Source organism: Pseudoalteromonas undina (assembly GCF_000238275.3).
Lineage (GTDB): Bacteria > Pseudomonadota > Gammaproteobacteria > Enterobacterales > Alteromonadaceae > Pseudoalteromonas > Pseudoalteromonas undina.
The window spans coordinates 1,999,651-2,015,660 of the sequence record NZ_AHCF03000003.1 but is presented as its reverse complement, the minus strand read 5'-3'; the positions used below and the strand labels follow the sequence as shown (position 1 = coordinate 2,015,660).

15 protein-coding genes and 1 riboswitch are annotated in these 16,010 nt (G+C 41.4%); all 15 genes read left to right on the top strand.

The window, feature by feature from the left end; all coding sequences use genetic code 11:
- Nucleotides 1-3 precede the first annotated feature (3 nt).
- The 15 genes from PUND_RS12910 (at nucleotide 4) to hrpB (ending at nucleotide 15,827) form a co-directional block, all read left to right on the top strand.
- Nucleotides 4-336 (top strand): FliM/FliN family flagellar motor switch protein, encoded by a 333-nt coding sequence (locus PUND_RS12910; RefSeq protein WP_010391185.1) that lies wholly within the window; start codon nucleotides 4-6, stop codon nucleotides 334-336.
- A 4-nt stretch (nucleotides 337-340) separates the two neighbouring features.
- On the top strand, nucleotides 341-1,093 hold the full coding sequence (fliP, locus tag PUND_RS12905) for a flagellar type III secretion system pore protein FliP (RefSeq protein WP_010391186.1): 753 nt from the start codon (nucleotides 341-343) through the stop codon (nucleotides 1,091-1,093).
- Nucleotides 1,090-1,359 carry a flagellar biosynthetic protein FliQ gene (locus PUND_RS12900; RefSeq protein WP_010391187.1) on the top strand — a complete coding sequence of 90 codons (270 nt, stop codon included), beginning with the start codon at nucleotides 1,090-1,092 and terminating at the stop codon, nucleotides 1,357-1,359. Before fliP ends, PUND_RS12900 begins: the two co-directional genes overlap by 4 nt.
- Nucleotides 1,356-2,135 (top strand): flagellar biosynthetic protein FliR, encoded by a 780-nt coding sequence (gene fliR / locus PUND_RS12895; RefSeq protein WP_010391188.1) that lies wholly within the window; start codon nucleotides 1,356-1,358, stop codon nucleotides 2,133-2,135. The genes PUND_RS12900 and fliR overlap by 4 nt, the downstream gene beginning before the upstream one ends.
- Before the next feature lie 4 nt (nucleotides 2,136-2,139).
- Nucleotides 2,140-3,270, top strand: a complete 1,131-nt coding sequence (gene flhB, locus PUND_RS12890; RefSeq protein WP_010391190.1) for a flagellar biosynthesis protein FlhB — start codon at nucleotides 2,140-2,142, stop codon at nucleotides 3,268-3,270.
- A gap of 16 nt (nucleotides 3,271-3,286) precedes the next feature.
- A complete protein-coding gene (gene flhA, locus PUND_RS12885; RefSeq protein ID WP_010391191.1) occupies nucleotides 3,287-5,362 on the top strand; it encodes a flagellar biosynthesis protein FlhA in 2,076 nt (691 codons plus the stop codon).
- A 140-nt stretch (nucleotides 5,363-5,502) separates the two neighbouring features.
- Nucleotides 5,503-5,585, top strand: a riboswitch (cyclic di-GMP riboswitch).
- A 97-nt stretch (nucleotides 5,586-5,682) separates the two neighbouring features.
- The gene (locus tag PUND_RS12880) at nucleotides 5,683-6,555 is read left to right on the top strand and encodes an OmpA family protein (protein ID WP_010391193.1); all 873 of its coding nucleotides are present in this window, start codon (nucleotides 5,683-5,685) and stop codon (nucleotides 6,553-6,555) included.
- A 20-nt stretch (nucleotides 6,556-6,575) separates the two neighbouring features.
- Complete coding sequence (locus tag PUND_RS12875) at nucleotides 6,576-7,889, top strand: sigma-54-dependent transcriptional regulator (protein WP_010391194.1); 1,314 nt, start codon at nucleotides 6,576-6,578, stop codon at nucleotides 7,887-7,889.
- Nucleotides 7,890-7,906: 17 nt separating this feature from the next.
- On the top strand, nucleotides 7,907-8,230 hold the full coding sequence (gene fliE / locus PUND_RS12870; protein ID WP_010391195.1) for a flagellar hook-basal body complex protein FliE: 324 nt from the start codon (nucleotides 7,907-7,909) through the stop codon (nucleotides 8,228-8,230).
- Between the two features lie 8 nt (nucleotides 8,231-8,238).
- Complete coding sequence (gene fliF, locus PUND_RS12865; RefSeq protein ID WP_010391196.1) at nucleotides 8,239-9,966, top strand: flagellar basal-body MS-ring/collar protein FliF; 1,728 nt, start codon at nucleotides 8,239-8,241, stop codon at nucleotides 9,964-9,966.
- Entirely contained in the window at nucleotides 9,947-10,966 is a 1,020-nt protein-coding gene (locus PUND_RS12860; RefSeq protein WP_010391197.1) for a FliG C-terminal domain-containing protein, read from the top strand. The genes fliF and PUND_RS12860 overlap by 20 nt, the downstream gene beginning before the upstream one ends.
- Before the next feature lie 2 nt (nucleotides 10,967-10,968).
- Complete coding sequence (locus tag PUND_RS12855; protein WP_010391198.1) at nucleotides 10,969-11,601, top strand: FliH/SctL family protein; 633 nt, start codon at nucleotides 10,969-10,971, stop codon at nucleotides 11,599-11,601.
- Nucleotides 11,594-12,943 carry a FliI/YscN family ATPase gene (locus PUND_RS12850; protein ID WP_010391200.1) on the top strand — a complete coding sequence of 450 codons (1,350 nt, stop codon included), beginning with the start codon at nucleotides 11,594-11,596 and terminating at the stop codon, nucleotides 12,941-12,943. The genes PUND_RS12855 and PUND_RS12850 overlap by 8 nt, the downstream gene beginning before the upstream one ends.
- Nucleotides 12,936-13,352 carry a hypothetical protein gene (locus PUND_RS12845; RefSeq protein WP_010391201.1) on the top strand — a complete coding sequence of 139 codons (417 nt, stop codon included), beginning with the start codon at nucleotides 12,936-12,938 and terminating at the stop codon, nucleotides 13,350-13,352. The genes PUND_RS12850 and PUND_RS12845 overlap by 8 nt, the downstream gene beginning before the upstream one ends.
- A gap of 48 nt (nucleotides 13,353-13,400) precedes the next feature.
- Complete coding sequence (gene hrpB, locus PUND_RS12840; protein ID WP_010391203.1) at nucleotides 13,401-15,827, top strand: ATP-dependent helicase HrpB; 2,427 nt, start codon at nucleotides 13,401-13,403, stop codon at nucleotides 15,825-15,827.
- Nucleotides 15,828-16,010: the final 183 nt, after the last annotated feature.

The following is a 16,010-nucleotide window of genomic DNA, read 5'->3' as shown; positions in this document are numbered from 1 at the left end:
ATTATGAACGAGAACCTTGATAGCGCCTTGGCGGGCTTAGAGCTTGATGCTTTTGATGGATTTGATGATAAATCTGCTAATAAAACTAACGAAGGAAATATGTCATTTTTTCAAGATGTTCCTTTACTCGTCACTCTTGAAGTAGCAAGTACTGAAATTACTTTAGGCGAGCTTAGCCAAGCCAAAGAAGGCGATGTGCTTAAGCTAGACAAAGTAGCCGGTGAAGCGCTTGATGTAAAAGTTAATGGGGTATTTTTTGCTAAAGCAGAAGTGGTAATGGTTGAAGGGCAGTATGGTTTGAAATTTGCTCAAACAGATACCGCAAAGGATCAGTAAACAAATGAATAAACGCGTAATTTTTAAAGTTAGCCTACTGTTGATCATGATGTTTTTACCAAGCTGGCTAAATGCGGAAGAACTTACGCTGTTTTCTCTAAAAGATACGGCCGACGGGCAAGACTATAGCGTTAAATTGCAAATACTTTTGCTAATGACGGTATTGAGCTTATTACCTGCGCTATTGATGGTTTTAACGTCGTTTACCAGAATCATCATTGTATTGGCAATTTTGCGCCAAGCTATGGGGTTACAACAAAGCCCACCGAATAAAATTTTGATTGGCATCTCACTGATGCTCACTATGTTGATTATGCGACCAGTTTGGCAGGATATTTACCAAAATGCATATACGCCTTTTCAGCAGCAAACCATAGGATTAGAGGAAGCTTTACTCACTGCAGAAAAACCTTTGCGTGCTTTTATGCTTAGACAAACTCGCGAAAGTGAATTACGCCAAGTGTTATTAATTGCCAATGAGCCAACTACACTCACCGCGCAAGAGATTCCGTTTGAAGTATTAATGCCTGCGTTTGTATTAAGTGAGCTTACTACCGCTTTTCAAATTGGCTTTATGTTGTTTATTCCTTTTTTAATTATAGATTTAGTTGTCAGTAGTGTGCTGATGTCTATGGGTATGATGATGCTATCACCGCTGATCATTAGCTTACCGTTTAAGTTAATGGTGTTTGTACTTGCCGATGGCTGGTCAATGATAGCAGGTACGCTGGCAGCAACATTTGGAATGTCACCATGACCCCAGAAATGTCGGTAGAGCTTATTTCAAGCGCGGTTTATACCATTATAAAACTGATTTTAGTCTTAATTGTGCCGGGTTTAATACTAGGTATTGTGGTGGCCATTATTCAAGGTGCGACCTCTATTCAAGAGCAAACCCTAACGTTCTTACCACGTATGTTATTAACCTTATTAATGGTGGTGTTTGCGGGGCATTGGATGCTACAAATTTTGATTGATTGGTTTGATAAGCTCAAATTTATGTTACCTGGAGTATTTGGTTGAGCTCATTACTTGCTTTAACGTCTACTGACTTAGTCAGCTGGATGGGCACGCTTTGGTGGCCATTTGTACGTTTTTCTGCACTTTTATGGTCTATGCCGGTATTTGACAGTCCGGCAGTAACGCCGCGCTCTCGTATTTTAGTGTCTATGATGTTGGCTTTTTTAGTTGCTCCGCAGTTACCACTTGCACCTGCTATTGACTTGTTTTCTTTAGATGCCGCCATCTTAACCTTCGAGCAAATTATTTTTGGGGTAATGATGGGGTTATCGCTGCGTATTTTGTTTGAAGTAATGGCAATGATAGGGCTGATCTTATCCATGCAGATGGGTTTATCAATGGCGCTTGTTATGGACCCCGGTAGTGGTAACCAAGTGGCATTATTGGGACAGTTATTTTGGATTATGTGTGCATTACTGTTTTTTGCCGCAGATGGTCACTTAATAACTCTACAAGTTATGGTAGAGAGCTTTCATAGCTTTCCGATTGGTCGCAGTATTTATGAGTTTGATATTCAGGCGATTATTATGTTGTTTGCGTGGATGTTTTCCTCTGCTTTATTGCTGTCGCTACCAGGGATAGTCGCCATGTTATTGGTTAACTTAACCTTTGGTGTAGCAAGTAGGGCGGCGCCGTCATTAAATATTTTTGTATTGGGTTTCCCTATGTCGCTATTGATGGGGTTTTTCTGCGTATTTATGACTTTAGAGTACACAGGAAGTGCGTTTTCAAGGCTAACGTATCATGTGCTAACAACCTTTGCACAGGCGATGAGGTAGCGGTATGTCTGAAAATAGCTCGCAAGAAAAAACAGAACAACCCACAGAGAAACGGCTAAAAAAAGCCAAAGAAGACGGCCAAGTCGCGCGCTCAAAAGAACTCAATACCGCTATTTTATTAATGGTCAGTATTGCTGGGCTATTGTGGTTTGCCAATTTATTTTACAGCTTATTTGTTAACTTAATGAACAGCACTATGGTGCTGGATCATACGATTATAAATAATAAAAAAATGATGCCCATCGCGTTGGGCGACGCCATTATGAATATGCTATCAACCCTTACGCCGTTTTTATTATTAAGCTTTTGCGCAATGTGGATCACTGGGTGTTTACCTGGCGGGTTTGTGTTTTCAAAAAAACTCGTGAAGCTAAAAATGAGCAAGCTCAACCCACTAACCGGGTTAGGCAAAATGTTTGGTAAACAGTCGTTAGTTGAGCTACTTAAATCAATACTAAAAATAACCTTACTGGCGATTTGCTTATATACCTTCTTAACTAAGCTGTGGATGCAGCTGATGATGTTACAAAACTTAGATATAAAAGTGGCGATAGGCCAAGGCATTGAGTTGTTATTTTTATCGTTAATGATCACCGTAACCTTACTACTTTTTATTGCAGTTATTGATGTGCCTTTTCAGCAAAAACAGATTGCCGATAAAATAAAAATGACCCACCAAGAAGTAAAAGAAGAGCGTAAATCTTCAGACGGTAGCCCTGAGATAAAAAATAAAATTAGGCAAATACAATATCAGCAATCGAATAGAAAAATTGAAGAGCGTGTACCCACTGCCGATGTGATAGTGACCAATCCTACTCATTATGCTGTGGCAATAAAATACAGTGAAGAAGCGGCTAAAGCCCCTTATGTTGTTGCTAAAGGCGTAGATGAAATGGCGCTGAGAATTCGCGAAGTGGCCCGTATGAATAACAAAGAAATAATAGAGATCCCCGCATTAGCACGGGCTATTTATTTTTCGACCCGGGTCGACCAAGAAGTGCCCAACGGCCTATACAGCGCCGTTGCCTATGTACTGACCTATGTATTGCAACTAAAAGCATATAAGCAAGGACGTGGGCAAGCACCCGCAGCTTTACCTGAATTAACAATCCCTAAAAACTTACAGAAACCTTAGATGTTGGAGTTATAATTTGAACTGGCGCAGTTTTACTCAACCTTATACCGCTATTCCTATTTTGCTGTTAGCTGTTTTGTCGATGGTTATTTTGCCATTACCAGGATGGCTATTAGATGCATTGTTTACCTTTAACATTGTATTGTCGGTGATTGTATTGTTAGTCGCTGTGTCTACTAAAAAGCCGCTCGATTTTTCTGTATTTCCGACTATTTTGTTAGTCGCCACCTTGATGCGTTTAACCCTAAACATTGCTTCAACACGTGTGGTATTACTGCATGGTCATGAAGGCTCAGATGTGGCAGGTCGCGTTATTCAAGCGTTTGGTGAAGTGGTTATAGGCGGTAACTACGTCGTTGGTATTGTGGTGTTTGTTATTTTAATGGTGATTAACTTTGTGGTTATTACCAAAGGCGGTGAGCGTATTTCTGAGGTGGCTGCACGCTTTACTCTAGACGCCATGCCCGGTAAACAAATGGCAATTGACGCGGATTTAAATGCCGGATTAATTGGCCCTGAGCAAGCAAAAGAGCGACGCAGTACTATAGCCCAAGAGGCCGATTTTTATGGCTCTATGGATGGTGCATCTAAGTTTGTACGCGGTGATGCTATAGCTGGCTTAATTATATTAGTGATCAACCTGTTGGGCGGTGTTTCAATTGGTGCTTTTCAACATGGTTTAAGCTTAGCCGAAGCGTTTCAGCGTTTTGCACTGTTAACCATAGGTGATGGCTTAGTTGCGCAAATCCCTTCGTTATTACTCGCGGTTGCTGCTGCAATTATTGTTACGCGTATGAACGATGAAGGCGATGTAAGTGAAGCAGTAGGTAAGCAGTTACTTGCCTCTCCACGTGTTATTTTTACTGCTGCATTAATTATGGTTACGCTTGGTATTGTGCCCGGGATGCCCACTGTCGCCTTTTTAGGGTTTGCCGCGCCATTATTTTATGTTGCTTGGCGATTACAGCGCTCTCTCCCCGATAACTCTTTAATTGAAGCCGAACAAATGACCGACACTATTTTAAGTGAGCAACAGGCTAACTTAGAATGGGGAGATATTTCTCATGTTGATAAATTATCGGTTGAGCTTGGCTTTCGTTTGGTTTATTTAGCCGATAAAGACAAAGGGGAAGAGCTGGTAAAAACCTTAAGAGGTGTACGTAAAAATCTTTCTGAGCAGCTTGGATTTTTATTACCGGAGATCAGAATAAAAGATAACCTAAAATTAAATCCACAAGAATACAAAGTAAACTTAGCCGGTGTGCCTGTTGCAAGTGCTAATGTAAACGCCAAAGAATTACTCGCGTTAAACACCGGTGATGTATACGGCAGCTTAGATGGTGAATTAACCACTGATCCTGCTTATGGGCTTGAGGCTGTTTGGATAAAAGATGACAGTAAAACCCAAGCATTGAATATGGGTTACTCAGTGGTTGATTTAGGCACCATTATTGCTACTCATACCGGCAAAGTGATCAAAGAACATTTAGATGAGCTATTTAGTTATGAAGACGTACAAAAGCTTAATGAGCGACTAAAAGAAATCTCACCTAGCTTAGCCGAAACCTTCGAAAAAGCATTACCGACTAATTTACAGCTAAAAGTGATTCGTTTACTACTAAAAGAACACATAAGTATTAAAGACATAGTCACTATCGCCGGCACATTAATAGACAGTGTTGAGGTAACTAAAGATCCGATTTTACTGGTTTCAGACGTACGCTGCGCACTGCAAAAAGTATTGGTAAAACAGGTGATGGGTAATCGTGATGAACTCAGTGCCTACAGCTTAGATGAAAAACTAGAAAGCACCTTACAAAGCTCACTTGATCAAGCTATGCAGGCTGGCAAAGTTGTACTAGATAGTTTTGCGGTAGACCCTAATTTACTAGGGCAATTTCAACGCACAATGCCGATGATAGTCGAAGACATGAAATCAAGAGGGGTAACGCCTACATTAATTGTAGTGCCGCAGCTTCGGCCGCTATTAGCTCGTTACGCAAAAACCTTTACTAAGGGTAGCTTAGTTGTTCTTTCTTATAATGAAATTCCAGATACCATTCGGGTAGATATACTCGGTTCGTTGGGATGAATGACTGTAAAATGAGCATAAAATGAACTGACTATGAATTTTACATAGTAATATTTGCATTTAATGATATTTAACTATAGTCTGTTGTTTTTATTGTACATAGTTACTAGTTTTTATATTGGTTTAAAATAATGCTTAAGTAAATTAAATGGCAAACTATGCGAAAGCATAGGACGCAAAGCTCCCAGTCTAAGGCAATCGCTACGATCGTGGGGTTACATTAACTTAGTGATATCCATTAATACTGTGTTTGTATTTGTTGTATTTCGCTATTGATTTAAAAAACTTAATTGTTCTATTTAACTTTATACGGAATATACATGAATAGATTAACTCAGCTGATTAAATTTGCATTGCCCTGTGCTGTGTTTATGTCCTCGCAGGGACACACATCAGAGCAAAACCTGGTGCAAAACTACGAAAGCTCTATTTGGTCAGTAAGTAGTAACCCGTTTGAGTGTTCACTCAAACAGCGCTTTGATAATTATGCGTTACTTGAAGTAAAAACCCTCCCAGCAAAAACTCAACAATTGGAATTTACTTGGCTTTTACAAGATAAACCAATAGTAGGTTTACACGTTTTATCTCGTAAAGCAGATTGGCAATCTGCAGATACCATTCTTACTGCCGTGAACTTTGTATCCTCTAATGTCGAAGATAACAAGGTGCAATTTTCTGCCGATATGACCGCATTACTTCGTGTGATTAAACAAGGCGGTTGGTTAGACACGCTAGTAAGCTTCGGTGATGAACAACTTCGCCTGACCTTTACTAATACCCATAGCGATGAAATAGTTTCCGATTATCAACAGTGTTTAGCTAATTTATCGCCGCTTTCTTGGGAGCAAGCACGCGATCATCAATTACAGTTTGCCAGTGGGCAGCGCACAGTAACAACGGCTAAAGACCTTAAATTTTTAAAAGATTTAGTGCGTTACATTTCTTTAGACAGTCGCGTAAGTAAAGTGCTAGTTGATGGCCACACAGATAATACGGGCTCGCCGCTGTCAAATCGGTTGCTTTCAAAAGAAAGAGCAGATGACGTAGCTGCCAGACTCATTGAATTTGGCTTACCCAAAGACATGTTAGAAGTAAGAGCGCATGGTCAACGTTATCCCATTATAAAAAACTCGGAGCAGGGCGCATCGTCTAATCGCCGTGTTTTAGTTCGTCTTTTCCGACACTCAAGTTAATTGCACTGCAAAGGAAAAATATGAGTCAAAGATACCTTTTATGGATCAGTGAGCAGCAGCCAACGCCTGAGATTCAGCAAGTTGTATTTGCCGAAAACTTTAAGTTTCTGCATACAAATTCCATCAGCGATGCGGTTAGCCACTGCCTTATAAGTAAGCCAGAGCTTGTGTTTGTTGATGCAGATACTCAACAACTCGAACTGGTTGAATTAGTAAAATTACTGCGTAAAACATGCCCCACTTCGCAAATTGTGACGTTAGTCGATTCTTCACAAAGTGAAATTGCTTCAAAAACTATTAATAACGGTGGCGCTGTTGATTACTTATTAAAACCTTTCTTTGCAGAACAGCTTAAAAAAACAATCAGAAACACTGATTCAATGAAGCATGGGTTTGAAGATTTAATCGCTGTTTCAACTAAGTCACAGCAAGTATTGCGTTTGGCTAATCGCGCAGCTCAAACCGCCGCAGGGGTGTTAATCACCGGCGAATCGGGAACAGGTAAAGAGAAGTTAGCGCACTTTATTCATAAATCCTCAGACCGTAAAGATAAGCCATTTATTGCAGTTAACTGTGCTGCAATCCCAGAAAATATGCTCGAAGCCATGTTATTTGGATTTAATAAAGGGGCATTCACCGGTGCGGTAAATGCTCAGCCGGGAAAATTTGAACTGGCTAATGGCGGTACTATTTTACTGGATGAAATTACTGAGCTGCCATTGGATTTACAAGCTAAATTACTGCGGGTATTGCAAGAGCGCGAAGTTGAAAGACTCGGTAGTCATCAAAAAATAAAATTAGATATACGCATTATTGCCGCCTCTAACCGCATATTGCGTGAACAAGTTGAGCAAGGCGCTTTTCGTGAAGACTTATTTTACCGTTTAGATGTATTACCGCTTAGTTGGCCTGCACTTCGGGATCGTGTTGATGACATCATTCCATTGGCTTACCACTTTATCAAAAAATATGGCAACTCTGAGTTCCATATTAGTAAACAAGCAGAAGATGTGATGCTTTGTTACAACTGGCCGGGCAATGTACGAGAAATTGAAAACGTGATTCAACGTGCATTAGTGATGGCCAGAGGTGTTGAAATTCAGGTTGAAGATTTAAATTTACCGCAATGTTCACCTGCAGCGGCGGCTTTTTGTGCCACGCAGTTAAAGGAGAATAAAAAGCAGGCGGAGTTTGATTATATATACAGTTTATTGAGTCGGTTTAAAGGTCATCGTACTCAAACAGCACAGGCGCTTGGCGTAACTACCCGAGCATTAAGATACAAAATTGCCGCTATGCGTGAATGCGGTATTGATATTGATGCAATTGCATAATTTGAAGGAAAAAAAGAATGTCGCCAATTGAAAGTCAACAAATGATGCTGGGCAAAATGATGGACATGCAAAAAATTGCAGGTCCAGAGAGCATAGAGCCGGCTGCTATCAGTAATCAAAATGTAAATATTAGTGAAGACTTTAAGCATGTTATTCGCTCTATCAACGCCCAACAAAATATTGCCGGTGAAATGGTTAAAGCCGTTGATACTGGTGAAAGTGAAGATGTGGTAGGCGCGATGATCGCCAGTCAAAAAGCGGGGCTTAGTTTTTCTATGCTGATGGAAATGCGCAATAAAGTGCTCAATGGCATTGATGATGTCATGCGCATGTCACTGTAGAGGCTAATATGAAAGGAGAATTAGCAAAAGTACCTGAGCAAAATGAGAGCAACCTAAAAGAAAGAGTGGTTAATCTCTCCAACAAATTAAACTTCGGCAACTCAGGTGACAGAAGTGTCGCGACCATTGCTCTACTAGCGACGTTAGTAGCGGCTACTATAGTCCTTATTTTATGGACCTCGGCTAAAAACTACGTACCGCTTTACGGTAATCAAGAAAGCTACGATAAAGCCAATATTTTAGAAATTTTAGATAAAGAACAAATCACGTTCCGCATCGATACCGATAGCGGTAATATTTTAGTGCCGCAAGAAAAATTGGCTGATGCGCGAATCACGCTTGCGGCTAGAGGAATAAAAGCCTCTATGCCTGAGGGTATTGAGAATATTAGCGACAAAGTGTCTATGGGCACTAGTCAATTTATCGAATCTATGCAATACCAGCATGCCTTAGAAGGTGAGTTGGCACGCACCATTATTAACATGCAAGGCATACGCAATGCGCGCGTGCACTTGGCAGTCCCTAAGCGCAGCTTATTTGTAGGGCGTACTGAGCAAAAAACCGCAGCGTCTGTGATGGTTGATTTAGCGCCAGGACACGAACTTAAACCAGAGCAAGTGGAAGCCATTATTGCACTGATTATTGGCAGTGTGCCTGGGCTTGATTCTCGTTCTGTGTCGGTGGTGGATCAGCGTGGTAAATTACTCAGCGGCGACTTATTTGATACCACCCCAGTAGGCAAAGAAACCGATAAAAAGCTCGCCTTTATTGAAAAAGTTGAGCGCAACATAGAGCAACGCGCCTCTATTATGTTGTTGCCAATTTTGGGTGAAGGTAATTTTAGAATTCAGGTTTCTAGTGATGTTGATTTTAGTGTGGTTGAAGAAACACGCGAAATGGTTGACCCACAAAATGTATTAACACAAGAGTTTATTAAATCTGATAGCACCCTAGATCAGCTGGCGGCTGGTATTCCGGGCTCTTTAGCTAATGAGCCACCTGTGCCTAACGAACAAGCTGAAGATGAAAACAACGAGCGAACTTCACAACGAAATGAGAGTAAGCGACAGTTTGAAAATGGTCGCTCGGTAACTCATACCCAATTTGAAGTAGGCCGCATTAAAAACATGAGCTTATCGGTACTTATTAATGAGCAAGTAGCTGGAACAGCTGATGGCTGGAGCGAAGAAAAGCTGGCTTCATTAGGTGAAATGGTAAAAAAGGCCACGGGGTTTAACGACGCACGCGGCGATCAATTCAACATAACTAGCTTTGCCTTTGTAGAACAAAAAATACTAGCCCCAGGTGAAGGTCTTGAATGGTGGCAAATGCCCGAGCTTAAAGAGTATGCCCGTTATATTGTGGGTACTTTAATTAGTTTATTGCTGATTTTATTTGGTGTGCGCCCTTTAGTTAATCACTTAGTAAAAGGTAAAAGTAACGAAGCAAACAACGCCATGGCAACCGCTGATAATGAGGTTAAATCAGCCTCTACAACAGAAAGACAAAGCAGTCCGCTTGATGACGCCATTAATGCTAAATCGCAAATAGAAAACTTAACCGCCAAAGAGGGCGCAAGCGAACATCAAAATATGTCGTTACCGCAAATAGGCAATGACTTTGAAGAACAAATAGCGCACATGCAGTTACTTGCTAACAAAGAAACCGAGCGTGTTACGTCGGTAATAAAATATTGGGTAGAACAAGGAGTTGAAATTGAATCAAGAAAAGCTTGATAAAGGCTCACAATTACCGGCGCTAGATCGCGCCGCTATTTTATTGCTAAGTATGGGCGAGGAAAATGCCGCCAGTGTCATTCGTAAATTAGGCCGCCGTGAAGTGCAGGCTATTTCTGAGCGTATGGCTAAAATTTCAAACGTTACTCAACAGGATGTTGCAGGCACCTTGAGTGAATTTTTTGATTGCTACCGCAATGAAAGTGGCGTCAATGGCGCGTCGCGTGTGTATTTAGAGCGAGCACTTGATAAAGCTGTCGGCCGTAAGCTTGCCAAAACTATGCTTGATGATATTTATGGTGGTGCAATGAATGACGATTTACGTCGTTTAGAGTGGATCCCGCCAGAGCTTATTGTACGCTTTTTAGATCAGGAACATGTGCAAATGCAAGCGCTGTTTTTGGCCTTTTTACCCCCAGAGCAAGCCTCAGCCATTATTGTACTGTTTCCAGAATCGAAGCATGATGATTTACTGTATCGAATTGCCAGTCTTCGTGAAGTGAGCGAACACGTTATTGATGATGTGCGCTTAACGCTTGAGTCGTGTATTGAGTTTGTTGGCCGCCAAGTAGGCGCACAAGTGAATGGTGTCGATAAAGCGGTAGAAATTATGAATCGTTACAACGGTAATAAGAGCCAAATTATCGAACTAATGAAAAAACATAACACTAACGTAGCTGATGAAATACAAGAGAAAATGTACGACTTTGATGGCTTAATTAAGCAAACAGACGAGACACTAACCTTGTTGCTTAATGACATTCCTGATGAGTTATGGACGATGTCGTTAAAGGGTGTAAACAGCGAGTTTTTAGCGCGTGTTTTAGGTGCACTACCTAAACGTTTAGCGCAAGTGTACCAGCAGCAAATTGATGGTTTAAGCGCGCAACCACTGAGCAAAGTGATTGCCGCCAGAAAAGAAATTATGTCGATAGTTAGAGACATGAGTAAACAAGGTGATATTGAATATCGCTTATTTGAAGAAGAGACTGCAGGCTAACTATGAGTCAAGCATTTAGGTTTCCCACTTTAAATAAAAATGAGCAACATCAAACGCTGCAAGAGCGTTTAGATGCTGCTCAGCGTGTTGGTTTACAGCAGGGCTATGAAGAAGGGCTCGCGCAAGGGGCTGCCAATAAGCAAAGCGAATTAGAGCAACAAATGGAGCAACAAATAGAGCTACGGGTTGCTGAACGTCTTGAAGCGCAAAAAACACAGCTTATTGAACGTTTTAATACTTTATTTGATAAAGCTAATAATGAGCTACTTAACTTTAATGATGAGTTTAAACAAGACCTTGCCTTAATGATAAGTACCTTGGCTGAGCACGTTATTGACTGCGAGCTAAAAGTACGCCCCGAAATACGCGCGCAGCTTATTGAAAAAGCCATTACCTTGCTTAGCAATCGCGATGTAGTAACAAAAGTTATGTTCTCAGGCTCTGATCGCCACTGCTTTAATGATGCACGTTTAGCTGAATTTTCGGTGCCGGTTTATTTTGACGAAGCACTAAGTAGTGGAGACGTTGAACTGGTGGCAGAGCAACAAACACATCGATTTTCTTTTTCAGAGCGATTACAAAGCCTTTTGGATGAAGTGATACCTGAAATTTTAAAAGCGCAACCGCATGACTAACCCTTTACATACCAGCTTAAAGTCTGCGCTGAAAGCGCTAACCCCGCCTGAATTAGTTAAAAGCTATGGCCGTTTAACACGAGTTAATGGTTTAACGCTTACCGCTACCGGTGGGCAATTTGCTATGGGTGAAAAATACCAAGTAGAAAGTGTTGATGGTCACTGGTATGACGCTGAAGTAGTAGGTTTTAATCAAGATGAAGCCTATTTAATGCCCCTGAAAAAAATTCAAAATTTATATTCAGGTGGACGCGTTAGGCCAGTTATAAAAAACAGCCATGTGGCTATTTCAGAAAAGTTATTAGGGCGTGTACTCGATGCGCAAATGCAGCCGATTGATAACTTAGGCCCACTTGAACAAGACAGCACAAAAAACGCCAGTAAATTGGGTAACGATTATTCTTTAACGCCGCTGGAGCGCAAAGGCGTTATCGAGCCGTTAGATGTGGGTATTCGTGCTATTAATAGCTTATTTAGTGTAGGTAAAGGCCAGCGTTTAGGGTTATTTGCAGGTTCGGGGGTAGGTAAAAGTAAGTTGCTTGGCATGATGACCCGCTTTACCTCTGCCGATGTGGTTATTGTAAGCCTTGTCGGTGAGCGTGGTTGGGAAGTAAAAGATTTTATTGAGCAAAGCCTAGGTAAAGAAGGCTTAAAAAAGGCCATTGTAATAGCATCCCCAGCAGACGATTCCCCTTTACTGCGTATTAAAGCGGCCGAACTTAGCCATAAATTGGCGGCCTACTTTAGAGATAAAAATTCAAATGTATTGCTGTTGATGGACTCATTAACCCGGTATGCGCAAGCACAGCGGGAAATTGGCTTATCGGTAGGTGAGCTGCCTGCATCCAAAGGATACCCGCCATCGGTATTTAGTAAATTGACTCAACTGGTCGAGAGTTCGGGTAATAGTGAAAAAAGCAAAGGCAGCATGACCGCCATTTATACAGTATTAGCTGAAGGCGACGATCAACAAGATCCAATAGCCGATAACGCCCGAGCAATTCTTGATGGCCATATAGTATTGGATCGCACCTTAGCAGAAAAGGGCCACTATCCGGCCATTAATATTGGTTCATCGATTAGCCGAGTAATGCCAAATATAGTAAGTGATGAGCAGCTAAGTTTTTGTTATAAATTGAAAAAGCTTTATAGCCGCTACATGCAAGTGCATGAGCTTATTCCTTTAGGGGCGTATCAGGCAGGTAAAGATCCGGAACTCGACAGTGCGGTAAATTTGTATCCACAAATCGAATCATTTCTATGCCAAGGGTTGAATGAACAAGTGGATTTTTCACAGTCAATAACTCAATTAAATGCAGTGATGGGTAAACTGAATGCTTAATAAATTTTTAGGATTACAACAACAAAAATTAGATAAAATGCTGGCCGAGCAAACTCAGTTACAACAAAGAAGTAACCTAGAGCAGCAACGCTTATCGCAGCTTCAGCAGCACATAAACAGTATGGATAAAAACCAGCAAATGAGCTCGGCGCTGAGCTTACAAAATTTATCAGGTATGAAGCGTATTTTGTCTGGCTTATCGACGCAGCAACAAGCGCGTATTGATGATTCACAGCAAGATGAATTACGTCAGCAGCAAGCTTGTTTTAAGCAAATGAGCTTCACCAAAGGCATAGAAGGTATAGTAAGCAATAGGCATCGTGCTGATCAAAATAAAGCGCAGCAGCAAGAGGCTAAAACGTTAGACGAAATGATCAGCCAAGCACATAGTCGTACTCTGCATAAATAACTGCTAATTTTTGCTACAATGGCTGCAAAGTAATTTAGGGTAAATAGCGTGCTGCCGGTTCAAGAAATTTATACTTCACTCATTGATGCTTTAAAAGCCAACCCAATCACCTTACTGCAAGCGCCGCCTGGTGCTGGTAAATCAACATGGTTGCCATTACAGCTTATGCGCGATGGGCATTATAAGCACATCGTCATGTTAGAGCCGCGGCGCTTGGCAGCAAGAAATATTGCTAACTATTTAGCGCACTGCCAAAACGAAACGCTAGGGCAAAGTGTCGGTTTACGGGTGCGAGGTGAAAGTAAAGTCAGCACACAAACTCGCCTTGAAATAGTTACCGAAGGCATGCTTACGCGCATGTTACAAAATGATCCTGAGCTTAGTGATGTTGATTTACTTATTTTTGATGAGTTTCATGAGCGTTCCATCGCAGCAGATACCGCACTGGCTTTTGCTTTAGAATCGCAAGCGGCACTGCGTGAAGATTTAACCATTATGTTGATGTCGGCCACCCTTGATAGCGAACGCTACACTGGGTTTTTTAATTGCCCAGTAATTCAATCAAACGGGCGAAGTTACCCCATTGACGAAATATATTGCCCAATAAAAGATGAAAGCCGCTGGCTTGATGCTATTCCACCAATAATAAAACAAGCACTCAATGAGCAAACAGGCAGTGCGCTGGTATTTTTACCCGGCCAGCGTGAAATACTGCGAGTGCAGCAAGCGTTGATCGACTTGCCCAGTAATTGTATTGTTGCAACATTATTTGGCGAACAAGATAAAGCTAATCAACAAGCTGCAATTTCACCTGCGCCTCAAGGGATGCGAAAAGTAGTATTAACGACCAATGTTGCCGAAACAAGTTTAACCATTGAAGGTATTAGAATTGTTGTTGATAGCGGCAAGCGCCGTGCAGCCAGCTTTAATTTAAAAACCGGTGTCACTGAGCTCACTACGCAAAGTATATCGCGTTCATCGGCAGTACAACGCGCAGGGCGTGCAGGACGAATAGAACCTGGGGTTGTGTATCGTTTAGGTTCAAAACAAACTTTTGAGCGACGAAACAGCCACGATAACCCTGATATTCTTACCTCAGATATTAGCCAACTGATGCTTGAGGCGAAGCAGTGGGGCGCAAGTATTAGTGAACTCACCTTACTTGATCCGCCTAGTGAGCAACAATGCAACCAAGCTACTAATTTATTATCTATGCTTGAAGCCATAGATAGTAACGGTAAGCTCACCACGCTGGGTAGTAAAATGTTGGGCTTTGGTGCCGATATTCGCTTAGCGCATATGTTATTAAAAGCGCAAATGTTAGAACCACAGTTAAGTGGGATTTATCGCTTAGCTATTTATTTAGTCGCCTTACTAGAAAGCCGAGTTAGCACTGCCAATGAGCTCAACCTAGCACTGCATAGTCAACAACAACGGCCACATCCGGTGTTTAAGCAGCAATTAAATTATTGGTTAAAACGCTTAAAATTTACCGATAGCCGCACAGATTTAAACACTGAATATTTAAGCTTATTAGTATCGCTTGGCTATCCAGATCGCATCGCTAAAAAACGCGGCAATGGCTACTTATTAGCAAATGGCGCAGGGGCTGAGCTAAACCCTGACTACTGGCATAATGACGAATATATAGCTATTGCCAGTATGGGCGGGCATAAAGGCGGGCGAGTTTTTGCAGCCACGGCGCTAAATCCATTAGCGCTTAAAGAGTATTTACCGCATTTATTCACTGAGTTGACCCGCTGCGAGTTTGATGAAAAAGCCGCTCGGTTTATTCATCAAGATGAAGTAAAACTTGGGGAAATTACCCTTAGTAGCCAACCAAGTAAACATAAGCTTGATAAAACAGAACGGGCCAAGGCATGGCTTAGTTTGTTTGCCAAACAGGGCTTTTCACTGTTTAACGAGCAAAAAGAAAGTGAGCAGTTACTTATTAGAATGTGCTTAGCTAGTAAATTGATGCCAGAACAGTTTCCTGTTATTAGTCAGCAGCAGCTAATTGACTCAGCAGGTGATTGGTTAGGGGTATACCTTGAAGATATTAAAACCCTTGAGCAGCTTAAAAAGTTTAATTATTTTGAAGCACTACAAAACTGCTTTAATTGGCAACAGCAAAGCGAGCTTAAATCTTTACTCCCATTGCGACTAACAGTACCAAGTGGCTCTAACATAAAGATTGCATACCAACTTGATGGACCTGCCAAGCTTAGTGTGCGCATGCAAGAAGTATATGGTTTAACCAGCACGCCTATGTTAGCTAACGGTAAATTAACACTGCTAATGGAGTTGTTATCTCCAGGCAAGCGTTCATTACAGTTAACTCAAGACTTAGCACATTTTTGGAATAGTAGTTACCGTGAGGTACAAAAAGAGATGAAAGGGCGCTACCCCAAACATTTTTGGCCAGACGATCCAGCCAATAGCGTTGCCACTAATAGAGTAAAAAGCAGAATGTGATCACGCTTTCTTACCTTTACTTAGTGTTAAACGTTGACCATGCAAATAACGAACTTTTCTGGGCGTTTTACAAGCGACTAAACTACTATTACTTTAATGCTGACATTTTACAGAGTAAGACTTACTACGCTATTGTACATATGAGCCGTAAGGTAGCGAGCGTTTGTAACTAATTGAAGATGC